We start from the raw sequence: 24,489 nt of genomic DNA, 5'->3' as shown, positions 1-24,489 counted from the left end.
CAATGGCTCGCTCCTTCTGCGTACTTTGCATTCCCGGACAAGGTTTTTCAACTCTCCTTCCCCTTGCCCGGGGAGCAAGGTCTTTTCATGTAAGCGCGGATCTTTCGCACAATGAAGCGCGACGAAGTAGGTCCGCTCCCATGTATGAGATGGTTCGTTTTCAATCAGAGAGGCGGTCGAAATGACAGCAATAACTCTTTCCCCCAGGGAGATGAAGCGCCGCCGGAAGCAAGGCGCTGATTACGTCCCCCCCATCGCCGTATACGGTAAAGGCGGCACTGACCAAAGGTGACGTGTTCACCAAGCTTTCCGCAATCGTGTTCGGTCTGGGCAACATCGTCCGCAAGCAGTATGTCAAGGGCATTGCCATGCTGGCCTTGGAGGTCGCATTCTTCGTATACATGTTCACCAACGGCATAGGGTACCTGTCCAAGATCCCGAGCCTTGGAGAGAACAAGGGCGGCAAGGAGCTCGTTGATGGCTTCTGGCAGTATGTCGAGCCTGATCGCTCCGTGGTCATCCTGCTATACGGCGTGTGCTCCATCGTGATCTGCGTCGCCTTCGTGGGCCTGTGGGTCCTATCCGTGCGCGCGGCCTACAAGTCCCAGGTCCAGATGCAGGAGAACGGCAAGGCGCCGAGCTTCATGGACGACGTGCACGAGCTGCTCGATGCCAAGGCGCATCTGCTGCTGATGTTCCTGCCTACGCTGGGCATCGCGGTCTTCACCGTGCTGCCGTTGATCTTCATGATTTCCATGGCGTTCACCAGCTACGACCATAAGAATCTGATCCTTTTCGACTGGGTCGGCCTGAAGAACTTCGCCACCGTATTCTCCAACAGCGGCGGCACCGTCAACGCCGGACTGTTCGTCCGGGTGCTGATCTGGACCCTGGTGTGGGCGTTCTTCGCCACATTCCTGAACTTCTTCCTCGGCATGTTCGTAGCCATGATCATCAACCGCAAGACCACTCGCGGCAAGGGCTTCTGGCGTGCGTGCTTCTCCATGTCGATCGCGGTGCCGCAATTCGTGTCCCTGCTGGTCATGCACACCATGCTCCAGCCGCAGGGCGCGGTCAACCGCATGTTGCAGACATGGGGTTGGATCACCGACCCGCTGCCGTTCTTCACGAACGCCACGTGGGCCCGCGTCACCGTCATCGTGATCAATCTGTGGGTCGGCATCCCGTACACCATCATGCAGATCACCGGCATTCTGCAGAACATCCCGGCCGACCAGTATGAGGCGGCGAAGATCGACGGCGCCAACTGGTGGCAGATCTTCACGAAGATCACCATGCCGTATATCATCTTCGTGCTGACCCCGTACCTGATCACCACCTTCACCGGCAACGTGAACAACTTCAACGTGATCTACCTGTTGTCCGCCGGCGATCCGACGCCATTGGGCGACTCCGCGGGCAAGACCGACCTGTTGATCACCTGGCTGTACAAGCTGACCGTCGACAAGCAGGATTACAACCTCGGTGCCGTCATCGGCATCATGACCTTCATCGTGCTGGCCGTGGTCTCGCTGATCACCTACCGCAATTCCGGCTCCTACAAGAATGAGGAGGCATTCCGATGAGCAACAATAACTCCGCAGCCGCGGTCGAGAGCCACGGCTTTCTGCACGACCAGAAGAAGCGCCGCATCGTCGGTGACATCGCGGCCCATCTGTTCCTGGCCGTCTTGGCCGTCATCTGGCTCGTTCCGATCGTGTGGGTGTTCGCGGAATCGTTCAACAAGAACACCGCGCCGTACACCAGCAGCTTCTTCCCGAAGGAATGGACGCTCGAGAACTACAAGGTGCTGTTCACCGACCGTAACGTGCTGAACTTCCCGAAGATGTTCACGACCACCTTCATCATCGCGTGCTTCACCTGCGTCATCTCGGTGATCTTCGTGCTGTCCGTGGCGTACTGCATGAGCCGCATGCGCTTCCGCGTACGCAAGACCTTCATGAACGTCGTGCTGATTCTGGGCATGTTCCCGAGCATCATGGCGGTCACCGCCATCTACTTCATCCTTAAGGCCATGGGTCTGGCCGATGGCAACATGACCATCGTCGCCCTGATTCTGGTCTACTCGGCCGGCACCGGTGCGGGCTTCTATGTGATGAAGGGCTACATGGACACCATTCCGACCTCGCTTGACGAGGCCGCGCTGCTCGACGGCTGCACCCGGTTCCAGGTGTTCTACAAGATCATCATCCCGATCTGCAAGCCCATGATCGTCTACCAGGCCATCATCGGCTTCCTGGGTCCGTGGCTCGACTTCGTCATGGCCAAGGTGATCTGCCGTACGCAGTCCAACTACACCGTGGCATTGGGTCTGTGGCTCATGCTGCAGAAGGAATACATCCAGAACTGGTATGCCCGCTTCGCGGCGGCGGCGGTCGTGATCTCCATTCCGATCGCCATCCTGTTCATCCTGATGCAACGCTTCTACCAGGAATCCATGGCGGGTTCCGTGAAGGGATAACGCAATGACGCTCGTAACCAGCTACGAACAGCCGAATACGAGCGTTGCCGAACCGTTCCCGCTGTGTCTGGAACGGCAACTGGGTGCCGTGGTCACGTCTGCCGGCACCCAGTTTGCACTCTGGGCTCCTACGGCCGATAAGGTGACGCTGAGACTGTTCACACACGGTTCCATGGATGAACGCGGTGACGCGTTGATCGGGCAATACCCGATGTGCCCGGAGACGGATGGTTCATGGGTCTATGATTTTGCGGACAACAAGCATGGCGTCTACTACGATTTTCTGATTCATCGCGAATGCGGATCGGTCGATCGCGTCGCGGATCCCTGGGCGCGTGCGGCTGGCGTAAACGGCCGACGCAGCATGGTGGTCGACCTGCCTCGCACCGATCCCGAGGGGTGGGATCATGACCGTACGCCTGAGACGCCTCTTTCGCAGACGATCGTGTGGGAGACGCACGTCGGCGACTTCAGCAATGATCCGGCGGGCGGATTCCCGCGGTCCCATCGCGGCAGGTACCTTGCCTTTACCGATTCCGACACTTCGCTGGACGGCCATCCCGATTTTCCGACGGGCGTCGCCTATCTGAAACGACTCGGCGTCACGGCGGTGCAGCTGATGCCGCTGTACGACTATGGCTCCGTGGACGAAACCACCTGCAATCGCTACAACTGGGGCTACGATCCGGTTAACTTCAACGTTCCGGAAGGCTCGTACGCGACCGATCCGTATGACGGGGCCGTGCGCATCCGCGAATGCAAGCAGATGGTGCAGGCGTTGCACGACGCCGGGCTCAAAGTGATCATGGACGTGGTCTATAACCACATGTTCTCGCCTGACAACTGGTTCGAGCGTTCCGTGCCGGAATACTTCCTGCGGCGCAAGCCCAACGGGGCGCTCGCCAACGGTTCCGGCTGCGGCTGCGACATGGCCACCGAACGCGCGATGTTTCGCCGTTTCGTAGTGGAATCCGTGACGTACTGGGCGCGCGAATACCACATCGACGGTTTCCGGTTCGACCTGATGGGCCTGATCGACGTCGACACCATGAACGCCGTGCGCGCCGCCCTGGACGAGATTCCGGAGCGTGGCAGGGACATCATCATGTATGGCGAACCATGGGCGGCCGGGGCCTCCGCACCGTTGCCGGGTACCGTGCTGGCCGACAAGAAGGGCCTACATCTGCTGGACGATCGCATCGGCCACTTCTGCGACGCCACGCGCGACACCATCAAGGGCCATGTGTTCTATTCGAACCGTCCGGGCTTTGTGAACGGCGGCGAGCATGCCACCGCGCGTAGGATCCGCCAGGCCGTGAACGCGTGGCGCACCTCGCCGCGGCCGGAAGGCGAGGCTGGCCAGATCGTACAGTACGTTTCGGCGCACGATGACCTGACGCTGTGGGATAAGCTGTGTGCGAGCATACGAGGTGAGGCCGCGGCCTCCGTGGCGGCCGCAAATGGCTCCGACAGGGTCGAATCGTCGGCCGTCGCCAGAGCCGCCGTCACTGCCGGCATCTACGACGCCCGGCCCTCGAATGACGAGGAGCGCGCCGCGATAAAGCGCATCATGGCGGCGAACCGTATGGCGGCCGGCATCGTGCTGACCTCCGCAGGCATACCGTTCATGCTCTCCGGAGAGGAATTCGCGCGCACCAAATACGGCAACGAGGATTCCTATGATTCCTCCCGCGAACTCAACTGGCTTGATTGGAACCATGCCTATCAGATGCGCGGCATGGTCGACTACTACGCCCGTCTGATCGCATTGCGCAAGGAGAATCCCGACTGGTTCGATGCACAACGCATGATCGTCACCACACCGGGGGACGAGCTGGTGTTCCGCATCAACGGGTATGCGGTTTTCGCCAATCCCGAGAATACGCCGATCGCCATCAACATCGCGGATATCGCGGTTGCGGGGGATGGTTGGGGCGGCAAACGGTGGTGCGCCGTGTTGAGTTCCGACCAGATGGGCATCACGATCGATGCGGGCGACGGCGACTATATCGTGGTGCCGCCGCATACGTTTGCAATCTGGCGGCTCCGCTGAAGTGGGCGCCATGACGAAAGGACGGATCATGAAAGATGCGGTACGCACGTCGGTAACGGGGAAGCCTCGTTATGAAGTGGTGTTCTTCGATCTGTATGGCACGTTGATCGACATACGGACCGATGAGCGGTCCACGGCCGCCTGGCGGGCGCTGTATGAAAAGCTGCGGGATCTTGGCGTCGAATACGAATCGGTGGAGGCGTTGCGTGACCGCTTTGCCCGGCTCGAGGCGAGTGAGATGCTGCGTCAGGCCAATCGCAGCGCCGTGCGGGACGACTGGAGGGAGTTCGATATCCTTCCGGTCTATCGTTCGTTGCTGATCGACCAAGCCGATGAAGTCGAACGGATTCTGCCGCTCCCGCAGGCGGCGGCGCAGGCGGCTTGGGCGTTCCGCCAGGGCAGCACCGGCATGATCCGCCTCTACCAGGGGGCGCTCGATATGATCGGGCGAATGCGGAAGGCCGGCGTGCGCGTGGTGCTGCTGAGCAACGCGCAATCCTGCTATACCCGGCCCGAGCTGGAGATGACGGGGCTCGCCGAAGCGCTCGACGATGTGATCATCTCCAGCGAGGAGGGCATTCGCAAGCCTGCGCGCGACCTGTACATGTTGGCGCTCGACCGCGAGCTCGTCACCGCCGAACAGTCGCTTATGGTCGGCAACGACGAGACCAACGACATTGTCGGCGCCGCCGCGGCCGGCATCGACGGCGCGTATTTCCGTACGGAAATATCACCGACGCATGATCCGGCCGTTTCGCGCCATGCGGTATGTTCGTTCAAGGGAGCGGACTATGAAGGATTGCTTGACTACGTGCTGAACGCCTGAGGAGGATGGCCATGAAAGGATACGCCGAGCACGGCGAAGGAAACGACAGCACCGAGCAGATCGGTTTCGCCGGCGCACGCAGGAGGCGGCGCGGGCGTGGCCTGACCACGTTCGGGCTGAAAATGATCGGCGGTTTCTTCCTGCTTCTTTCCGCGGCGAGTACCACGCTCGTGCCGTTGCTATTCGGCTCGGACACAAACGATATGGGTTCATTGACCGCGATGGTGCTGTGCGAAGTGGTGTCGTGGTGCGCGGTGCCGATTTACGCCTGGCTGCTGGTGCGAGGGTATGGGCGCACGCATAGCCGGGTGATATACGGCACGGAGCTGTTCGTGCTGGCGTTGGTCTGCGAAGTGCCGTACGACATGGCCACTTCGGGGCGTGTGTTCGACTTGGGTTCGCAGAATCCCGTGTTCGGCCTGTTCGTGGCATTTGTGGTGCTGGCATTGCTCGATTGGATCGCCGAACGCTATCAGGGCGCCGTACGTTGGGTGTTTTCCGTCGCGGTGGCGCTGATCGGTCTTCTATGGGATCTGCTGCTGCGCGTCGGATTGCGCCAGCATCTGATGAGCCTGGGGGCGGTGACGCTTGGTTTCGTGCTGATCTTCGCCCTGATGCGCAAGCATGAGAACACGATGATGCTTACCGCCGGTCTGTTCGGTGCGGTGATGATGATCGCGCCGGGTTTCGGTGTGCTGTTCACGCATTTCCATAATGGCAGGCTTGGGTACAGGCATGCGTGGGACAAGTGGGTGTTCTATGCGCTGTATCCGGTCCTGCTGCTGGTGTGCGCGGTGGCGGCGTGATCCGTATGTGACGGCGATTCGCAAAGGTCACAGGGGACTTTCAATCCATAGGGATTCCTGAAATACTGGTTCAATTTTGACAACGTTCGCAGTATGATGGAATCAGTGTCAAAAGGGGTGTTGTCGCCATCATGCGTCCATGGTGGACGCGATGGTGATGCCGTAAGTTGCAAAGGGGCTGATATGGACAAGGCTGGCATTCGTGAGGTGGCCAAAGCCGCTGGAGTGTCGATCTCGACGGTCTCGCGCGCATTCACACGCCCCGAGCTCGTTTCCGAGCGCACCAGGCGCAAGGTGTTGGAAACGGCCGATAGATTGGACTTCAACATTTCCCGCTCCGCAACCTCGCTGAAATCCGGGCAGACGTACCGTGTGGCACTGCTCATGAACGAGGAGATCACCAGCTGGTTCAACACCGAAGTATTCGCGGGCATCAATGCCGTGATGCATGAGGCGGGCTACGATATCTCCCTGTTCCAGCACATCGACACGGCCGAGAACCGCCGTGACTTCTTCACCAACCTGCCGGTACGCCGTAACGTCGACGCCGTGTTCGTGGCGTCGTTCGCCATCGAGCCGCAGGAGGTCGAGCAGCTCAAGCGAATCCATGTGCCGATCATCGGCATCAACACGCCCTCCGCGGCGGGTTTCGACGCTACCATCAGCATTGATGACGAAGCCGGCATGTTCACCGCCGCGCAGCATCTGATCAGTTTGGGGCACAAGAATCTCGTATACGTATGCTCCGAGGCGATCGACTCGATCAATTCCTCCATTGATGCCCGGGGGCAGGGTTTCATTCGCGCCTGCAAGATGGCCGAGGCCACGCATCAGTTCACATGGCAGGTGCTCGCCGTTCCGCGTGGCAAGACATTTGCGGATTCGGCGCTGACGGCATTGCTGGCGCTGGACGAGTTTCCCGACGCGATCTGCTGCCAGACCGATATGATGGCCATCCCATTGGTGCTGAAGCTTGATCGCTACGGGCACCGTACGCCACGCGACTTCTCGATTATCGGATTCGACGATTCGCCGTACGCCGACACGGTGAATCTGACCACCATGCGTCAGGATCCATTCGCCATGGGGCGTCTTGCCGCGCACAAGGCCATGAAGCTGATCGCAGGGGATTCTCTGGAGGCCCCGCATGAGGTGATCCGCGCCCAGTTGGTGCTGCGCGGCACCGATTCCGTATATGGCGGCGATCAGTAGTCTTCCTCCTTATCCGTTCCATCTCGTGTGCCTGCGTGCTTTGAATTGGACTCTGGTTTTCCCGATCCGCCGACGCCGAGCGAGGCCTCGGCGTCGGCGGATCGGGAAAACCATGAATCAATCCAAGAAAAGATACGTGTGTCATTACCGGTTTCTCGCATAAGGCTGGCTTGGCATCGTGGTTCCGATTTGAAGGAATGGCCGATGGCGGGTGAACGGTGGCCGATTCTTGTAGTATCGGGCGTAGTCCCGGAGGGAGGCTGCAAGGTGGGCGATGAAGTGAATGGGCCGGCATTGCCGACGAAGGCGGATCGGCTGTTCGGACCGGACCCGAGTGGGCTGGATGAATCGCCGCGCGGCATGGTGGTGCTGGTGATCGTCGGCATGATCGTCGGGCTGTTGTCAGGCATGTTCGGCATCGGCGGCGGTACGGTGATCGTGCCCGCGCTGGTATGGCTCGGACTGTCGCAACGCCATGCGGCTGCGACCTCCATGCTGGCAATCGTGCCAACGTCGATTTCCGGCGTGATCTCTTACGCACATAACGGCAATGTCGACTGGATCGCAGCCGTGCTGCTGTTCGCCGGCATGTTCGCCGGCGGACAGTTGGGCAGCTGGCTGCTGTCGCGGCTGCCGGAGCTTGTGCTGCGATGGGTATTCGTGGTGTTTTTGATATTCGTGACGGTTAATCAGGTGATCTTCACGCCGTCGCGGGACCAGCGGATCTCCATGAGTGTGGCGACGGGTATCGGGCTGGTGCTGCTGGGTGTGGTCATCGGCATTTTGGCCGGACTTCTGGGTATCGGTGGCGGCGCGTTGGCCGTGCCGGCGTTGTCGATGCTGTTCGGGGCATCCGATCTGATCGCGCGTGGCACTTCGCTGCTCGCCATGTTCCCGAACTCGATCACCACCAGCGTGGCGAATATGAAACGTAAGCTGGTGCACATCAAGGCCGGGCTGATCATCGGCATCATAGCCGCACTGACCACGCCCTTCGGCACATGGATCGCCGGCGCGGTCTCACCGCGTGTCGGTTCCATCATGTTCGCCTGCTATCTGGGCATGCTGCTTGTGCGCAGCCTCTTCGTGGCGATCAGGGCCACTCGTGCATCGTGAAGGCTATGCGTGCTATGCGGGAACGGTCATGCGTGGGTTTTGCTAGGATCGGTGCGGAGTGGCACACGAGATCATTGGCGCTGCAACATCCACTTCCATGCAGGGATCTGTGAAACGGTGTGTGAAACGCCATCGAGCTCATTGTCGCTGGCATAAATGGCTTTGACATCTGTATTGACTCCGGCAACTGGTCACGTAATGCCTGAGACGGGGCGGATGGTCGTCTGTGAAGACGACCAAGCCTACAATAGGGGTGTAGTCCGTGGATTCGCAGTCGAACTGCGTACCTGCAGTTGAACTGGGAAGATTTCGAACGGTTCAGAAACGGGCCGTCCCTCAATCAGGTCCAGTGCCTTTTTTGCTGCGGCGACGGCCATGTCATATGGCTTTTGCCGGACGGTGGTCAGTTCAGCCTCTTCGGCGAATGTACTGTCGTCGAAACCGGTCACGGAAATATCCAATGGGATGGATAGCCCGCTTCGTTGAAGACGGAAAAACAGCGGGATGGCTTGTGAATCCTGATGGAAACATAAAGCCGTTGGCGGATTATCCTGCGCCATCATTTCGGAGATCGCGGCATCGATAATGTTGTCGTTCTTCTGCACGGCCAATGTGCGTGCATTCATGCCATCTATGGTGTTGCAGGCTTCTTGGAATCCAGTGATGCGGTTGTATGAACTGAAGCCGAGCGTGGAAGAGAAGCTCTCGTAGAGGTACAGAAGATTGCGATGCCCTAGTTTGGCAAGGTGCCGCACGATGAGTTTAATGCCTTCCTTGTCATCGATGCCGACAGTCGCATCGAAGCCCTCGCTGGTGGTGTTGACTCCGACAATCGGTATTTTGGCGGTGCCGAGACGTTTCACCTCGTCTGGACTGATACCGAAAGAGGATACAAACACGGCGTCTGCATTGTTGCGTACGGGAAGTTCCTCGAAGAATGCATCGCGTGCCTCGGTCCCTTCGATGGGGTAGATGACGAGATCGTAGCCGGCGTCGCGTAATACGTCGTTAAGACCGGCGATGATCTCCGCGGTGAACCATTCGATGGCATGGCTGCCGATTAACAGTGCAACACGGTAGGTGCGTCCTGATTTGAGAATTCCTGCCGATCGGGAGATGCTGAAATTCAACGCATCGGCTGCGGCCTGCACTTTGATTCGAGTTGCTTCGGATACCTGCTCAGGGTGTGCGAAGGTGCGTGAGACCGTCGCGTTGGATACGCCGGCTTTGAGCGCTACGTCGCCGATACTCGCCTTCATGGTGCCTCCGAATGATTCGTGATGCTTGTTTTAGCCTAGCATCGCGTTTATCTCTCTATTATTGCATAAATGAAAAAGAATGAAAAGGGTTTTAGTTCGACACGCCGTATCATTGCATGATGTGTACGCTCACATTGTTACAATGAAAAGGGTTTCAAATGAAACCGGTTACATTTATAAAAAGACTGAATTGTCAATATGAAACCCTTGTCGTATGCTGTTGCCTGTCCGCTAGGGCAAATGAAGGCTTACGAAGACGTAAGGAGAGACATGAGGTTCAAAAAGAGCATTGCGGCGGCAGTGGCGGCTATGAGCATCGTTGGGCTGGCGGCATGCGGCGGTGGCACCACCGGTTCCGGCACCACCGATACCAAAGCCGACAAAGGGCTTGACGTCATGGGCAAGACCATCACCTATGACCCCAACCATCTGGTCAACGACGGCAAGCCGATTCAGATCGAATACTGGAGCTGGGGGTCCAAGGGGACCGATCCGGTCTACAAGATGATCGAATCCTACATGAAAATCTATCCGAACGTCACCATCAAGACGGTGAACGTTTCCTGGGATGATTACTGGACCAAGTTGCCGCTGGCCTTGAAGGGCAAGAACGGTCCGGCGGTCTTCAACATTCACAACTCCTACGACGCTTTGATTCGCCCGTATGCGGCCGATTACGACATTGATACCGAGGCGTTGGAAACCGACTACTCCACCGCCTCCGTGCATGAGGATGAAAACGGTAAGGTCAAATACGTCGACTCCGTCATCAACACCGGCAACATCTACTACAACAAGACCCTATGGAAGGAGGCCGGACTGACCGATGCCGACATCCCCACGACGTGGGACGAGTTCATCCAAGTCGCCCAGAAGCTCACCAAGACCGACGGCGGCAAAATGACCCAAGCCGGCTTCAATTTCAACGGCGACGCCTACAGTGCCATCTATCAGGGCCTGAACTATCAAAAGGGCGAGTTGCTGTTCAGCTCCGATGGCGAGAAAGCCAACTACAACAACGACGTGACCAAAGAGAACATGCAGTTCCTCAAGGACCTGTATGACAAGTACAAGGTTGGATCCGTCGATTTCGGTAATGACTACACCCAAAGCTTCGGCAATGGACAGTCCGCCATGATTTACGCATGGGGCCATATGGAAGGAACCCTCAAAGAGAAGTATCCGGATATCGACTACGGTGTCTTCGCCACTCCGACCTTCTCTGCGGACACCCCGTTTGCCTACGATCGCTACAACGGTGAATCCACTCCGGGTATCAATAAGAACCAGACCAAGGAGCAGCAGGCCGTCGCTCAGGACTTCATCAAGTACCTGCTCGCCAACGACGATTACATTCGCGAAGCGGTCGCCGAACTCAACTCCTTCCCTGCCAAGGTTTCCCTTCAGGATGACGAAGACATCCTCTCCAAGCCGGTCATGGCCGCCATCCAACCGCGCGTCGATCGTCTGATCTGGCCGGGGCCGGCACCGTCCACTGTCGAATCCAGCGGCACCACCGCCTTCCAGAACGTCTTCCAGAATGGCATGTCCATCGATAAAGCGCTCAAGGAAGCGCAGGCTCAGATGGATGCTGATATGAAGAGCTCAGACTTCACCTCGATGGAAAGCAAGTACGCCTACTTCGACGAACATAAGTAACCATCGACGGTTCTCTTCCCTTCCATTCCCACCCAATTTACAGCCGCGGCACGGCCCCATTCCTTCCGCGTCGCGGCTGTTTTTCTCAGAAACAGCATATGTCGGCACAGTGCACTGGCACACCGGCCTGATTCAACTCAATAAAGAGGCGAGATTCAATGAAGAACAAGAACGGTGAATCTCTACTGTCAAGGATTTTCACCCTACGTAACATGGCGGTCACCTTCTTGGTGGTCTACTTCGCCGTATTCCTAGCCTATCCGATCATCAAGGCGTTTGCCGGCAGCTTGCATGACTGGAATCCTTTGGTCGGTACCTATGACTGGGTCGGTTTCGACAACTTCAAACAAATTCTGACCGATAAGCTTTTCTGGAGTTCCATGTGGAACACGGCGGTGTTCGCGGGAGTATCCACTGTCTTTCGCATTGTGTTGGGCCTGGGGCTGGCGTTGCTGCTGAGCGCCAAACTCGTCAAATGCAAGGACACGTTGCGTGGCTTATTCTATATGCCGACCATCACCCCGCTCGTTGCGGTTTCTTTCGTGTGGATGTGGATGTTCGATCCGCAGTTTGGCATGGTGGACAAAGTCACTGGACTTGATATCAACTGGCTGCATGACACCAAGTGGGCCATGCCCGCAATCATCATTATGACCATCTGGAAGGATTTCGGCTACGCTACTGTTCTGTATTTGGCTGGTCTGATGAATCTGCCGCGCGATGTCTATGAGGCAGCCGCCATCGATGGGGCTAATTCAGTGCAGATTTTCTTTAAAATCACTCTGCCACTACTTAAATCAACCACCTTATTCATCGTCATCACGTCGCTTATCAGCTATCTGCAGGCATATGTGCAGATTCTCGTTATGACCGAAGGCGGGCCGGGAACATCGACCTACACCATCAGCTATCTCATCTTCGATCAGGCATTCCAGAAATATAACTTCGGAGTCGCGTCGGCGCAGGCGGTCATCCTCTTCCTCTTTACCGGCGTGCTGACCCTCATCATGTTCAAGATTTCGGGAGATTCGGAGGACCTGGCATGAAAAATCGCAGAATCGGCGGCATCATCCTCACTGCGTTATTGTTCGTCGTCGCCCTTATCACCATCGTTCCTTTCATCTGGATGTTTATCTCGTCATTTGCACCGAACAGCGAGATCGTCAAGGTGACCGGAGGGCTGTTCCCCAAGCCATCCACACTTGCCAACTATGTGAGTATCCAGGAAAAATTCAATTTCCTGCGCTTGTTCATCAACTCTCTGGTCGTAGCGGGTCTGAAAACCGGTATCGCGATTTATACCAGTGCCGTGCTCGGCTACGTGTTTTCCAAAATGCGCTTCCGTGGCCGTAACCTGCTTTTCGGCGTCGTCATGAGCACCATGATGATCCCATGGGCCGTAACCATCATTCCGCAGTACGAGATGTTCACCAACTGGGGTTTGCAAGACACCTACACGTCCCTCGTATTGCCTGGCATGATAAGCGCGTTCGGCATCTTCCTGTTCCGCCAATCCATCTCCGGCATCTCCGATGAGCTGATTGAAGCCGCTAAACTCGACGGTGCTTCCGAAACCAGAATCTTCCACAGCATCATCCTGCCGATGAGCCACAATACCATCGCAGCATTGGCGATATTCACGTTCCTGTGGAACTGGGAAGACTACCTGTGGCCGTTCCTTATGATCACTGATGAGAAAAAGCAGCTGCTCGCCGTTGGATTGAAGGCTTTTAACGGCCAGTACGGCACTGATTACGGCGGACTGTTCGCGGCCACCTCACTGGCCATCGTGCCGGTAATCATCGTCTACATGATCTTCCAGAAGCAGTTCATCGCCGGCATCGCGACTGGCAGTGGCAAGTAAAGTGGGAAACACCATGACAAGCAACGTATTCATCGACTATGTACGTAATGCACAACCGTGCATGCGCGACGCGACAGTCCTACAGGGCGAGCATTGGAGGATCGGCATCCTCACTGAATCCCTCATTCGGCTCGAATGGTCCGATTCAGGCGAGTTTGAGGATCGGTTGACGCAGATGGCCGTCAATCGCGACTTTGGAGCCGATCCGGAATTCACCGTAACGCATCGTAACGGGCTGCTCATCGTCGATACCCCTGCACTCTACCTGACCTACGACGGCAAACCGTTCAGCAAGGAAGGGCTGAGCATCGTCGTCAAAGGCGTCTCCGATACTCAGTTCAATACTTGGCATTACGGCGATGCGTCTCTGCATAATCTCAAAGGTACCGCGCGTACACTCGACGAGGCTGATGGCGAAATCGCGTTGGATGACGGTGTACTCTCACGTGACGGTTGGGCTGTAATCGATGATTCCGGATCGAACGTCATCGTCGAGGCCGATGAGGTCGACGGCAAGACGAATCCGCTCGGCACTTGGGTTAGGCCAAGAGATCATGCGGAAACCGACATCTATTTCTTCGGATACGGGCGTCGTTACATCGAAGCTGTGCAGGACTTCTATACGCTGGCTGGACCGACCCCGTTGCTGCCGCGCTATGCGCTTGGCAACTGGTGGAGTCGCTACTACCGTTACACGCAGACGGAATACCTGGAACTGATGGATCGTTTCAAGAATGAGGGTATCCCGTTCACCACGTCGGTCATCGATATGGATTGGCATCGTGTCGATGACGTGAATCCGAAATATGGTTCCGGCTGGACCGGCTATTCGTGGAACAGTCAGCTATTCCCGGATCATTGTGCATTTCTGCGCAGTCTGCACGAACGCGGGCTGAAGGCCACATTGAACGTGCATCCTCGCGACGGCATACGTGCGTACGAGGACGATTACGAAACGGTCGCCAAACGTGTCGGCATTGACCCCACGACCGGGGAGGCTGCGGAATTCGACCTGACCAATCCGGACTTCGTCGATGCATATCTCGGCATGCATCACCGTATGGAAGATGAGGGCGTCGACTTCTGGTGGCTCGACTGGCAACAGGGCGGTGTGACCCGGCAACCGGGACTTGACCCGCTGTGGGTGCTCAATCACATGCACTACCTAGACTCCGGGCGCGACGGCCGCTGGCCATTGACCTTCTCCCGTTACGCCGGTCCCGGTTCGCATCGCTATCCGGTAGGCTTCTCCGGCGACACCATCGTCACATGGGAGTCATTGCAATTCCAGCCATATTTCACCGCGACCGCATCGAACATCGGCTATGGCTGGTGGAGTCATGACATCGGTGGGCATATGTGTGGCTACCGTAATGAACATCTAGAGGTCCGTTGGTACCAGTTGGGCACCTTCAGCCCGATTAACCGCCTGCATTCAAGCAGCTCGCCGTTCACCGGCAAGGAGCCATGGAACTTTTCCGGCGATGTGCATGCGGCCATGGTCGCCTCACTGAGACTGCGCCATATGCTGCTGCCGTACTTGTACACGATGAACTATCGTGCGGCGCTTGACGGACGGCCGCTGGTCGAACCGATGTATTGGAGCGAACCGAACAATCCGCAAGCCTACGAAGTGCCAGACGAATTCCGATTCGGTACCGAACTGCTGGTGGCACCCATCGTGACCGATGACGATCCGACGGCACAGCGTGGCAGGACTGAAGCATGGTTGCCGCAAGGCGAATGGTACGACTTCTTCGATGGACGGCGCTATGTCTCCGATAACGCGTCCGGGCGGCGACTTGAAGTGTGGCGCGCGCTTGACCGCACACCTGTGTTCGCTAAAGCGGGTGGCATCATTCCGTTGCAGGAACTTGCAACCGGTGACGATGTCAACGACCTTCGCAATCCCTCGGTCCTGCACGTGCTGGTTTTCCCCGGTGCGGACGGAACTTTCACGTTGCGTGAGGATGACGGAATCGTATCCTGCGCGAGACGTGCGCATATCGCGGATACGATGATGACGTTCGATTGGCGTGCCGACATTGCTGATAGTGCCAAGGATGGTGACGCTACCGGATCAGGCGGCAGTCGGTTCGAGATTTCACCGGTTGACGGAGCCGTCGAATCCGTGCCGGAACGACGCGATTGGACGATTGTGTTCCGTGGCGTCTCGCCGGTTGGGACCGGCGAACTGCAGGTTACCATCAACGGCATCGCCTGCGAGACGGCTGAGATTGCGTACGATGAACAGACGCTGAGCCTGTCCGTCGCCGTACATGACGTGCCTTCAACTGCTCGGCTGAGTGTCGCCGTTCCAAAAGGTTTGTCCGTCGCGGATAATCCGATTGACAAGGATGTACTTGATGCGCTGCTACATGCACAGATGCCGTATATCACCAAAGAGCATGCGTTACAGGCAATCCGAGAACAAGGCGTCCGAGCGGTTGGCGCCTTGCGTACGCTCGACAGCAAACCACGCTTCAGCAAGGAACCGTTCGTCGCATACGGCATGCCCGACGCGGTAAACGGCGTCTTGGAGGAGATTCTGTTGCGCGGCTAATTATGCATGCTGCGGGCTGGCCACCATGTATGGCGAACTGGCGCCCAATCCACACAGACAAGAAGACAATGGGTCCGCGACCATCCTCGTAACAAGGGGATCGCAGACCCATTTGCGTCGTTAGGGGAGAGTTCACCTTGACGTGCCCAGAATTCATCTGCCGTTGAGGTGCGAATTGAACTGCGTTGGTTTTTGGCGTTTAGCGTGGGCGATGGAAACGCAAGGTTCCGCAACATATGGCGCGGAAAGGTTCCGCGTGCAGAAGAAAGAAGAACATATGAGCAAGCACAAGGCTCTCAAGGGCGCCGTCGCGGCGTTCGCCTCCGTCGCCACGCTCGGCGCGCTCGCCGTACCGGCGCTCGCCGATAGCGCATCCACCTACAGCCCGAACGGCAAGTCCGTGGCCGAACTGGCCCAGCACGGCGGTGCGCAGCGCATCGCCGCAATCGGCAACAAGACCGCCAAGAACGTCGTCCTGTTCATCGGCGATGGTATGGGCGATTCCGAAATCACCGTGGCGCGCGACTATCTCAAGGGCGCCAACGGCCATTTCGACGGGCTTGACGCAGTCGGGCAGCCCGGTGCCCTCGACGACGTGGAGGTCGGCACCGGCCAGTACACGACCTTCTCGCTCGGCTCCAACAGCTCCGACAGTGCCGTCGGCAAGGACGGCAAGGGTAATCTGAAGGCCAATTCGAATCCCGGCAAGCTCACCGACGTTACCGACTCCTCCGCATCCGGCTCCGCCTGGGCCACCGGTACCAAGACCTACAACAACGCCGTGGATGTCGACGTGTACGGCAATCCGCAGCTCAATCTTTTCGAACTCGCGAAGGCCGCCGGCAAGGCGACCGGCAACGTGACCACCGCGGAAATCCAGGACGCCACCCCGGCGGTGCTGGAATCGCATTCCACCGAACGCGGCTGCTATGGCCCGCAAGGCAAGACCGACGGCTCCTCCAATGACGCGCTGAAGCGTTGCCTGGCCAGCCAGCTCAAGGAGAACGGCGGCATCGGTTCCATCTCCGAGCAGCTGCTCGACACCCGTGCCGATGTGACCATCGGTGGTGGTTCCAAGTACTTCCGCCAGACCGTGCAGGGCGGTGAATATGCGGGTAAGACCGTGTGGGAGCAGGCCAAGGAAATGGGCTACCAGACCGTCGAAAACGATCCGGCGGCCATGAACGCGCTCGAATACAAGGAAGGCCAGCCGGTGCTCGCCCTGATGAGCGACGGCAACATGCCGACCAAGTTCAACGCGTCGAAGGCCACCGCCAAGGATCCGGCCAAGGATGCCAATCCGACCGTATGCACGGTGAATGACCAGTGGCTCGGCAACCAGGGCTCCTCGCTCAAGGACATGTCCAAGAAGGCTCTCGAACTGCTTAATGCGAACCCGGCCAGCCAGTCCAACGGCTTCTTCCTGCAGATCGAGGGCGCTTCGATCGACAAGCAGGACCATGCCGGCAACGCCTGCGGTCAGATCGGCGAGACCGATGACTTCGATCAGGCCATCTCCTATGTGCTGCAGAACGTCGACCTCTCCAACACTCTGGTGATCGTTACCGCCGATCACGCGCACACTTCGCAGATTCTCAACTCCCAGCCGGCCTACGCGCTCTCCACCGTGCTCAAGACCGCCGATGGCAACAATATGGTCGTCTCCTACGGCACCGCCGAAAACGACTCCCGCGACGAGGATGGCGGCTACAACGGCGGCGACATGTCCCACACCGGCACCCAGCTGCGCATCGCAGCCTCCGGACCCGGTGCGCAGCGTGTGGTCGGCCTGAGCGACCAGACCGATAACTTCTACACCATCGCCGGTGCGCTTGGTCTGGCCACCACCACCGACCAGCAGAATGCGCTGTCGAAGGACGCCACCGTCTCGGTCAAGCTCAAGGACGGCAAGTACGTGGCTGAAGCTACGGGATTCAACGGCGATGCGGTGCTTTCCTACGAGCTGAAGGATGCCTCCGGCAATGTCGTGGCCGCCTCCGATTCCTCCACTCCGGTCTCGGGTGTGCGCGTCAAGACCGCGCAGATCACCGACATTGCGCTCGACGGCATGAAGGAAGGCGAAACCTATACGCTGAGTGTGAACGGCCGCCAGTCCGGTGTGACGTATGATTCCGGCGAATTCCAGGCTCCGGCCGCATCCTCCGCCTCTGCCGGCAAGAACACGGATGCCGGCAACAAGGGCGACGGCACCATCACCTCCGGCAAGGTCGATGCGACCGCCGCCACCGGCGCCGAATCGAATGTTTCGCCGCTGGGCAAAACTGGCACCGCTGTCGCCGCGGTGGCGCTGGCCGTGGCCGTGCTGGTTGCCATCGCGATGATCGTCAAGACTGCGAAGATCACTCGCTGATCCGGGTCGTTCATCCATTCCCCCCAAACCGCCGACGCTTAGGGCCCTCTGAGCATCGGCGGCTTGGGGTATTTTCTGTATCTGCCGACGCTGGGGCCTGCTGAGCGTCGGTGGTTTGGAGCATTCCCAATCCGCCGACGGTGAGATGGGTGGGAGCGTCGGCAGATTGAGTGGGATAGGCAAAGTTGAGTGAGATGTACTCAAGATTTTTTTGTGATTCCGGGAATAATAACTTGCGATTAAAAGTTGAGTGGTGTAGGCTCAAGTTTTGGAAAGCACGAGAGACGGCAATCCGGAACTCGAGCGAAGAACGAAAAAAACGAACAGCGAACCTAGTTTGCAAAGGAGATAAGTTATGGGACGCGCAGTTGGCATCGATTTGGGTACTACCAATTCCTGCATCGCAACTCTTGAAGGTGGCCAGCCCACCGTTATCGTGAACGCCGAGGGCGCTCGCACCACGCCATCGGTCGTGGCATTCAGCAAGTCCGGCGAGATTCTGGTCGGCGAGGTCGCCAAGCGTCAGGCCGTGACCAACGTCGATCGCACCATCAGCTCCGTCAAGCGCCACATGGGCACCGACTGGACCGTCGAAATCGACGGCAAGAAGTGGACTCCGCAGGAGATCTCCGCCCAGGTGCTGATGAAGCTCAAGCGCGACGCCGAAGCCTACCTGGGTGAGCCGGTCACCGACGCCGTGATCACCTGCCCGGCATACTTCAACGACGCCCAGCGCCAGGCGACCAAGGACGCCGGCACCATCGCGGGCCTGAACGTGCTGCGTATCATCAACGAGCCGACCGCGGCCGCACTGGCCTATGGCCTCGAGAAGGGCAAGGAGGACGAGCGCATCCTGGTCTTCGATCTGGGCGGCGGCACCTTCGATGTGTCCCTGCTGGAGATCGGCAAGGACGATGACGGCTTCTCCACCATCCAGGTGCAGGCCACCAACGGCGACAATCATCTGGGCGGCGACGACTGGGACCAGAAGATCATCGACTGGCTCGTCGGCGAGGTCAAGAACAAGTATGGCGTTGATCTGAGCAAGGACAAGATCGCCCTGCAGCGCCTGAAGGAAGCCGCGGAGCAGGCCAAGAAGGAGCTGAGCTCCTCGACCAGCACCAGCATCTCCATGCAGTACCTAGCCATGACCCCTGACGGTACCCCGGTGCATCTGGACGAGACCCTGACCCGCGCCCACTTCGAGGAAATGACCTCCGATCTGCTGGGCCGTTGCCGCACCCCGTTCAACAACGTGCTGGCCGACGCCGGCATCGGTGTGAGCGACATCGACCACGTGGTCCTCGTCGGCGGCTCCACTCGTATGCCGGCCGTCAAGGATCTGGTCAAGGAGCTCACCGGCGGTAAGGAAGCCAACCAGTCCGTGAACCCGGATGAGGTCGTGGCCGTCGGTGCTGCCGTGCAGTCCGGCGTCATCAAGGGCGACCGTAAGGACGTGCTGCTCATCGACGTGACCCCGCTATCCCTCGGCATCGAAACCAAGGGTGGCATCATGACCAAGCTCATCGATCGCAACACCGCCATCCCGACCAAGCGTTCGGAAGTCTTCTCCACCGCGGAAGACAACCAGCCGTCCGTGCTCATCCAGGTCTATCAGGGCGAACGTGAATTCGCCCGCGACAACAAGCCGCTGGGCACCTTCGAACTGACCGGCATCGCTCCGGCGCCGCGTGGCGTTCCGCAGATCGAGGTCACCTTCGACATCGACGCCAACGGCATCGTGCACGTGTCCGCCAAGGACAAGGGCACCGGCAAGGAGCAGTCCATGACCATCACCGGCGGTTCCGGCCTGCCGAAGGACGAGATCGACCGCATGGTCAAGGAGGCCGAAGCCCACGAAGCCGAGGACAAGAAGCGCAAGGAGGACGCCGAGACCCGCAACCAGGCCGAAGCCTTCGCCTATCAGACCGAGAAGCTCGTCAACGACAACAAGGACAAGCTCTCCGACGACGTGGCCAAGGAGGTCACCGACAAGGTCAACGAGCTCAAGGAGGCCCTGAAGGGCGAGGACATCGAGAAGATCAAGACCGCCCAGAGCGAGCTGATGACCTCCGCCCAGAAGATCGGCCAGGCCCTCTACGCCCAGCAGGGTGCCGACGCGGCAGGCGCTGCCGGAGCGGGTGCCGCCGGCGCCGCGGGTACCGGTTCCGCTGACGACGACGTGGTTGACGCCGAAGTCGTGGACGATGATGACAAGGACAACAAGTAATCATGTCCGACTTCAACAAGGACGAGTATCTGAACGATCTGCCCGACATGGACGACCTGTCCGGGCAGACCGCTCCCTCCGGCACCGGCCCGGCGGCTGATGACGCTGCCGCCGGTGCCCCCGAGGCGGCCGCTGCCGATACGGCGGCCGCCTCGGCGCAGGCCGAGGCTTCCGCCGCCGCTGAAAACGCCACGGACGCCGACGCCGAAACCCTGACCCCGCTGGGCCAGGCCAAGAAGGAGGCCGCGGAATATCTTGAGGCCCTCCAGCGTGAGCGTGCGGAATTCATCAACTTCCGCAATCGCGCGAAGAAGGAGCAGGATCGCTTCCGCCAGCACGGCATCATCGACGTGCTCACCGCGCTGCTGCCGGCCCTTGACGACATCGACCGCATCCGTGAGCACAGCGAAATGGATGATTCCTTCAAGGCCGTCGCCACGAAAATCGACAAGGCCTTCGAGAAGTTCGGCGTCGAGAAGTTCGGCGAAAAAGGCGAGGACTTCGACCCGACCAGGCACGATGCGATCCTGCACAAGCCGGATCCGACCGCCGAAAAGGAAACCGTCGATACCGTGGTCGAGGCGGGCTACCGCATCGGCGACCGTGTGATTCGCGCGGCCCGCGTGGTCGTGGCTTCCCCGCAGGACTAAAGTCAGCTACCTCACGAAAGGAGGCACATCATGGCTGAGAATGAATGGCTGAGCAAAGACTTCTACAAGGTCCTCGGTGTCTCCAAGGAGGCCACCGACGACGAAATCACCAAGGCGTACCGCAAGCTGGCGCGCAAGTACCATCCTGATCTGAACAAGACCAAGGAGGCCGAGGAGAAGTTCAAGGACATCTCCGAGGCGTACGACGTGCTGAGCAACAAGGAGAACCGTCAAAAGTACGATGCCATCCGCCAGTTCGGCATGGGTGGCGCGCGCTTCGCCGGCGGTTCCGGCGCAGACGGCTTCGACGCGAGCGGTTTCTCCGACATCTTCGGATCGATGTTCGGTGGCTCCGGCATGGGCGGCAACGGATCGCGCATCCGTTTTCAGACCAGCGGAGGCAATCCGAATCTCAATGACATCTTCTCGATGTTCGGTGGTGCCGCAGGCCAAGGTGCGGGCGCATATGGTGCTGGCGCGGGTGGCCCCTATGGCGCCTACGAGCAGGCCGCACCGCAGCCTGAGGATGGCGAGGATCGCAATTCCAAGATCAACCTGACCTTCCGCCAGGCGATCAAGGGCGCGACGGTGTCCCTGAGCGCCGGTGGCAAGAAGTTCAAGACGCACATCCCCGCCGGTGTGAAGGACGGTCAGAAGATCCGTCTTGCCGGCAAGGGCAAGCCGGGGCGCAACGGCGGCAAGAACGGCGATCTGTACCTGCAGATTTCCGTCGTCGAAGACCCGAAGTTCACCATGCGCAAGCGCGACATCGTCATGGACCTGCCGATTACGGTCGGACAGGCCGTCGCCGGTGCGAAGGTGAGTGCCAGGGACATCGACGGCAACGAAGTCACCTTTAAGGTGCCGGCAGGCTCCTCGAGCGGTACCGAAGTGCGCATCTCCGGCAAGGGCGTTGCCAATCCGCGCAGTAACGGCGATCTGATCGGTCGCGTGGAGATACGCATCCCCGACAAGCCGGGTCTTGCGGTCAAACGTGCCGCGAAGGAGTTTGACAAGGCATGTGGTGATTTCGCCGACGGGCTCGCCAAGGAGCGCTGAGTACGATGGTGCGGTCACGCGTAGCGCAGCAGACTCGCCGGCTGTACGCAATGTGCGCCGTCGCGATCGTGGCCGGCAGGGCTGATCTGGACGGTGCCGACGAGGTCGGTTTCGACATCGAACTGCCTGTGTTCACGGTCGGTCGTGCCGCCGAGCTGGCGAACGTGCATCCGCAGACGCTGCGTCAATATGATCGTCTTGGACTGGTCATACCGCAGCGCACGGAGGGTGGCGCCCGTCGGTATTCGCTGCGGGACATCTTCCGCCTCGCACAGGCGCAGCAGCTCAGTCAGGAAGAGGGCATCAACCTGGCTGGAGTCACGCGGATCCTCGAACTTGAAGAGGAGAACCGTGAGCTGCGCCGGCAGGTGGAGCGGTTGCGCAAACCGGCAGGTTCCAGTGTGTTCGCGGCGGATGCGGACGGTGGAATCGTGGAGATCAAGCGTTCCCGCAGGGCCCGCATGTGGCGGCGTCAGATTCATGTCGACACACGCGAACTGCCGGCCGGGCGACGGGAGCCGGATGACAATGCGGAATCCAAATCCGTGGTGATTTGGGGAGTTCATTGAGGTTGACATAAAACTCTCGAAAAACATTCAAAACTGGGCATACCCGATAGGGGGAATGCCCAGTTTTGTCATATAGTGTGTCAAAGCAGACTTTACTATTCGACATGATGTCGTTATTGTGAGAAATAATAGTGATTATCCGTATTTCGACTGTTTTTCTTACGATGAATCATTTGATTCGTAGAATATAGTTCGATTTTCCCGAAACAGATTCGGGGGATGGGCGACCTTACGGTGTGTGGAACGAGGAGTTAGGAGCGAACAGTGCCAAGAGTTGCGTTCACCGCCAAGACCCGGAAATATCTCGGGACTCTGGATGCCGTGGAATCGGTCACCCAGTATCGCATTTGCTATTCGAAGGAATTCCGTGACGACTGCATGAGGCGATATGCCGAAGGCGGCTCGCCCGCGGCGATTTTCCGCGAGGCCGGGCTTGATCCGAAGATCATCGGATACAAGCGCGTGGAACGTTGCATCGCCCGCTGGAAGGCGGAGGATGCCGCGAAGGCCGAGCAGGAGCAAGGCGGCGCGGAAGAGAACGGCGACACGGAAGAGTAGTCGGAGAGTATCGGGCGCGAACGTTCCGCAGGGTGATCGCCCTGCGGAACGTTTCAGTATGCCCGTTTTCAAGCATGGATCCGACGAGGCGCCGGTGCTTTTGATCGTGATTATGCATACAGCGCATGGTCTCGCTGGTCTGCTGAAATAGTCGTGGTACCAAGGGAAGGAATATCATGACTGTTTCGAATGGTGCGGGCAATGACGGCCTGCTGCTCAAGGCCGTATTCTGGGACATGGACGGCACGCTGATCGATTCCGAGCCGTACTGGCACGAGAGCGAGCTGAAGATCGCGGCCGCGCATGGCGGGTATTGGGATGAGGATCTGGCTTGGCAGTGTTCCGGTACGCCGGTGCCGGAAGTCGCACGCCGCATGGTGGAGCATGGTTGCCAGCTGTCGATCGAGGAGATCGGCAAAGGCATGATCGATTATGTCGCGCAGAAGGAATTCGAAAGGATTCCCTGGATCGACGGTGTGGGGGATGTGCTGCGCTCGCTGATTGCCGCCGGTGTGCCGTCGATGTTGGTGACGACGTCGCCCCGCCATCTTGCGCAGAATCTGGTCGATCAGGCACCGGCCGGAGCGTTCGCCGGATTTGTGTGCGGTGATGATGACGTTGCGAAGAAGCCGTCGCCGGAACCGTACCTGGAAGCAGGCCGTCGCCTTGGCATCGCGCCGGAGAATATGCGGTACTGCATTGCGATTGAGGACTCGATGAGCGGCCTGCGTTCCGCCGTCGCCTCCGGTGCCACCACGCTCGGTCAGACCGGTTTCATGCAGCTCGACAATTCGAACGGTCCGCAATTCGCATCGATCAAGGGATATGACGGCATCACCGCCGCTACGCTCGACGCCTATGTACGCCAGCGCGTCGGTGCGTGAATCCGGCCGGCCCCCAAGAAGAGTCATCGCACTGAGGCATCGGTGACTGGAAACAAGCCCTGAGAAGACGCCTCACAATATGGAAATCAAAAAGCCCGCTGCGGTGGAATGAATGCAGCGGGCTTTCGTGGAGCTGACGGTAGTCGAAACCGCGACCTCTTCGATGCGAACGAAGCGCTCTACCAACTGAGCTACAGCCCCTTGGATGTTACCTTGCTTCGCAGGGCAACTCTCAGAACTCTAGTACGAAGTGTGTACGAACGCAATTCTGCACGTTCGCGTGTTGCGATACCTTTCGGGCGAGCGGCAAAAATCTCCCGATTCGCTG

Annotated in this window: 18 protein-coding genes, 1 tRNA gene and 1 pseudogene; 18 read left to right on the top strand and 2 right to left on the bottom strand. The window is 58.8% G+C overall.

All coding sequences use genetic code 11. The features are described 5' to 3' along the window. Window positions 1-211: 211 nt before the first annotated feature. From BMOU_RS03050 to BMOU_RS03020, 7 genes and pseudogenes are all read left to right on the top strand, one after another. A pseudogene (locus BMOU_RS03050) lies at window positions 212-1,586 on the top strand (carbohydrate ABC transporter permease). After that, window positions 1,583-2,482, top strand: coding sequence for a sugar ABC transporter permease (locus BMOU_RS03045; protein ID WP_034874763.1), 900 nt, complete (start codon window positions 1,583-1,585; stop codon window positions 2,480-2,482). Before BMOU_RS03050 ends, BMOU_RS03045 begins: the two are co-directional and overlap by 4 nt. Before the next feature lie 4 nt (window positions 2,483-2,486). Beyond that, window positions 2,487-4,535, top strand: a complete 2,049-nt coding sequence (locus BMOU_RS03040) for an alpha-amylase family glycosyl hydrolase (RefSeq protein ID WP_034874761.1) — start codon at window positions 2,487-2,489, stop codon at window positions 4,533-4,535. A gap of 28 nt (window positions 4,536-4,563) precedes the next feature. Further along, on the top strand, window positions 4,564-5,361 hold the full coding sequence (locus tag BMOU_RS03035) for an HAD family hydrolase (RefSeq protein WP_235143675.1): 798 nt from the start codon (window positions 4,564-4,566) through the stop codon (window positions 5,359-5,361). A 5-nt stretch (window positions 5,362-5,366) separates the two neighbouring features. Then, window positions 5,367-6,167, top strand: coding sequence for a TraX family protein (locus BMOU_RS03030; protein ID WP_034874757.1), 801 nt, complete (start codon window positions 5,367-5,369; stop codon window positions 6,165-6,167). Between the two features lie 183 nt (window positions 6,168-6,350). After that, window positions 6,351-7,379 (top strand): LacI family DNA-binding transcriptional regulator, encoded by a 1,029-nt coding sequence (locus BMOU_RS03025; protein WP_034874755.1) that lies wholly within the window; start codon window positions 6,351-6,353, stop codon window positions 7,377-7,379. A gap of 360 nt (window positions 7,380-7,739) precedes the next feature. Continuing rightward, on the top strand, window positions 7,740-8,495 hold the full coding sequence (locus tag BMOU_RS03020) for a sulfite exporter TauE/SafE family protein (protein ID WP_161631968.1): 756 nt from the start codon (window positions 7,740-7,742) through the stop codon (window positions 8,493-8,495). 242 nt (window positions 8,496-8,737) lie between these two features. Here BMOU_RS03020 and BMOU_RS03015 read toward each other — a convergent pair whose 3' ends face one another. Next, window positions 8,738-9,754 (bottom strand): LacI family DNA-binding transcriptional regulator, encoded by a 1,017-nt coding sequence (locus BMOU_RS03015; protein WP_034874751.1) that lies wholly within the window; start codon window positions 9,752-9,754, stop codon window positions 8,738-8,740. A 309-nt stretch (window positions 9,755-10,063) separates the two neighbouring features. Here BMOU_RS03015 and BMOU_RS03010 point away from each other — a divergent pair, with 309 nt between their 5' ends. From BMOU_RS03010 to BMOU_RS02960, 11 genes are all read left to right on the top strand, one after another. Continuing rightward, window positions 10,064-11,413 (top strand): extracellular solute-binding protein, encoded by a 1,350-nt coding sequence (locus tag BMOU_RS03010; RefSeq protein ID WP_371851406.1) that lies wholly within the window; start codon window positions 10,064-10,066, stop codon window positions 11,411-11,413. Window positions 11,414-11,571: 158 nt separating this feature from the next. Beyond that, a complete protein-coding gene (locus BMOU_RS03005; RefSeq protein WP_034874746.1) occupies window positions 11,572-12,459 on the top strand; it encodes a carbohydrate ABC transporter permease in 888 nt (295 codons plus the stop codon). After that, window positions 12,456-13,277 (top strand): carbohydrate ABC transporter permease, encoded by an 822-nt coding sequence (locus tag BMOU_RS03000; protein WP_034874744.1) that lies wholly within the window; start codon window positions 12,456-12,458, stop codon window positions 13,275-13,277. Before BMOU_RS03005 ends, BMOU_RS03000 begins: the two co-directional genes overlap by 4 nt. A gap of 13 nt (window positions 13,278-13,290) precedes the next feature. Further along, window positions 13,291-15,840, top strand: a complete 2,550-nt coding sequence (locus tag BMOU_RS02995) for a glycoside hydrolase family 31 protein (RefSeq protein ID WP_034875004.1) — start codon at window positions 13,291-13,293, stop codon at window positions 15,838-15,840. A gap of 277 nt (window positions 15,841-16,117) precedes the next feature. Then, the gene (phoA, locus tag BMOU_RS02990) at window positions 16,118-18,211 is read left to right on the top strand and encodes an alkaline phosphatase (RefSeq protein ID WP_034875003.1); all 2,094 of its coding nucleotides are present in this window, start codon (window positions 16,118-16,120) and stop codon (window positions 18,209-18,211) included. A gap of 355 nt (window positions 18,212-18,566) precedes the next feature. Beyond that, window positions 18,567-20,441, top strand: a complete 1,875-nt coding sequence (dnaK, locus tag BMOU_RS02985; RefSeq protein WP_034874742.1) for a molecular chaperone DnaK — start codon at window positions 18,567-18,569, stop codon at window positions 20,439-20,441. A gap of 2 nt (window positions 20,442-20,443) precedes the next feature. Further along, window positions 20,444-21,091: a nucleotide exchange factor GrpE gene (gene grpE, locus BMOU_RS02980; protein ID WP_034874740.1), complete on the top strand. Its 648-nt coding sequence runs from the start codon at window positions 20,444-20,446 to the stop codon at window positions 21,089-21,091. Between the two features lie 30 nt (window positions 21,092-21,121). Then, window positions 21,122-22,150 carry a DnaJ C-terminal domain-containing protein gene (locus BMOU_RS02975; protein WP_034874738.1) on the top strand — a complete coding sequence of 343 codons (1,029 nt, stop codon included), beginning with the start codon at window positions 21,122-21,124 and terminating at the stop codon, window positions 22,148-22,150. Window positions 22,151-22,155: 5 nt separating this feature from the next. Continuing rightward, on the top strand, window positions 22,156-22,719 hold the full coding sequence (locus BMOU_RS02970; RefSeq protein WP_034874736.1) for a heat shock protein transcriptional repressor HspR: 564 nt from the start codon (window positions 22,156-22,158) through the stop codon (window positions 22,717-22,719). Between the two features lie 264 nt (window positions 22,720-22,983). Continuing rightward, a complete protein-coding gene (locus tag BMOU_RS02965) occupies window positions 22,984-23,277 on the top strand; it encodes a hypothetical protein (protein ID WP_034874734.1) in 294 nt (97 codons plus the stop codon). A 176-nt stretch (window positions 23,278-23,453) separates the two neighbouring features. Next, window positions 23,454-24,161, top strand: a complete 708-nt coding sequence (locus BMOU_RS02960; protein ID WP_034874732.1) for an HAD family hydrolase — start codon at window positions 23,454-23,456, stop codon at window positions 24,159-24,161. Between the two features lie 128 nt (window positions 24,162-24,289). Here the strand turns inward: BMOU_RS02960 and BMOU_RS02955 are convergent. Continuing rightward, window positions 24,290-24,362: transfer RNA gene (locus tag BMOU_RS02955), tRNA-Ala, on the bottom strand. Window positions 24,363-24,489 lie beyond the last annotated feature (127 nt).

Origin of the sequence: Bifidobacterium moukalabense DSM 27321 (assembly GCF_000522505.1) — a bacterium.
In the GTDB taxonomy this organism is placed as follows: domain Bacteria; phylum Actinomycetota; class Actinomycetes; order Actinomycetales; family Bifidobacteriaceae; genus Bifidobacterium; species Bifidobacterium moukalabense.
Note: the sequence above shows the minus strand (reverse complement) of the source record. Positions and strands in the feature narration are given on the sequence as shown.

Bases quoted from the DNA above. Each gene is read 5' to 3' on its own strand.
- BMOU_RS02995 (WP_034875004.1), top strand. From the start codon at position 13,291: ATGACAAGCAACGTATTCATCGACTATGTACGTAATGCACAACCGTGC.
- BMOU_RS03000 (WP_034874744.1), top strand. From the start codon at position 12,456: ATGAAAAATCGCAGAATCGGCGGCATCATCCTCACTGCGTTATTGTTC.
- BMOU_RS03030 (WP_034874757.1), top strand. From the start codon at position 5,367: ATGGCCATGAAAGGATACGCCGAGCACGGCGAAGGAAACGACAGCACC.
- BMOU_RS03015 (WP_034874751.1), bottom strand. From the start codon at position 9,754: ATGAAGGCGAGTATCGGCGACGTAGCGCTCAAAGCCGGCGTATCCAAC.
- BMOU_RS02975 (WP_034874738.1), top strand. From the start codon at position 21,122: ATGGCTGAGAATGAATGGCTGAGCAAAGACTTCTACAAGGTCCTCGGT.
- BMOU_RS02960 (WP_034874732.1), top strand. From the start codon at position 23,454: ATGACTGTTTCGAATGGTGCGGGCAATGACGGCCTGCTGCTCAAGGCC.
- dnaK (WP_034874742.1), top strand. From the start codon at position 18,567: ATGGGACGCGCAGTTGGCATCGATTTGGGTACTACCAATTCCTGCATC.
- grpE (WP_034874740.1), top strand. From the start codon at position 20,444: ATGTCCGACTTCAACAAGGACGAGTATCTGAACGATCTGCCCGACATG.
- BMOU_RS03035 (WP_235143675.1), top strand. From the start codon at position 4,564: ATGAAAGATGCGGTACGCACGTCGGTAACGGGGAAGCCTCGTTATGAA.
- BMOU_RS03010 (WP_371851406.1), top strand. From the start codon at position 10,064: ATGAGCATCGTTGGGCTGGCGGCATGCGGCGGTGGCACCACCGGTTCC.
- phoA (WP_034875003.1), top strand. From the start codon at position 16,118: ATGAGCAAGCACAAGGCTCTCAAGGGCGCCGTCGCGGCGTTCGCCTCC.
- BMOU_RS03045 (WP_034874763.1), top strand. From the start codon at position 1,583: ATGAGCAACAATAACTCCGCAGCCGCGGTCGAGAGCCACGGCTTTCTG.
- BMOU_RS03025 (WP_034874755.1), top strand. From the start codon at position 6,351: ATGGACAAGGCTGGCATTCGTGAGGTGGCCAAAGCCGCTGGAGTGTCG.
- BMOU_RS02970 (WP_034874736.1), top strand. From the start codon at position 22,156: ATGGTGCGGTCACGCGTAGCGCAGCAGACTCGCCGGCTGTACGCAATG.
- BMOU_RS03020 (WP_161631968.1), top strand. From the start codon at position 7,740: ATGGTGGTGCTGGTGATCGTCGGCATGATCGTCGGGCTGTTGTCAGGC.
- BMOU_RS03040 (WP_034874761.1), top strand. From the start codon at position 2,487: ATGACGCTCGTAACCAGCTACGAACAGCCGAATACGAGCGTTGCCGAA.
- BMOU_RS03005 (WP_034874746.1), top strand. From the start codon at position 11,572: ATGAAGAACAAGAACGGTGAATCTCTACTGTCAAGGATTTTCACCCTA.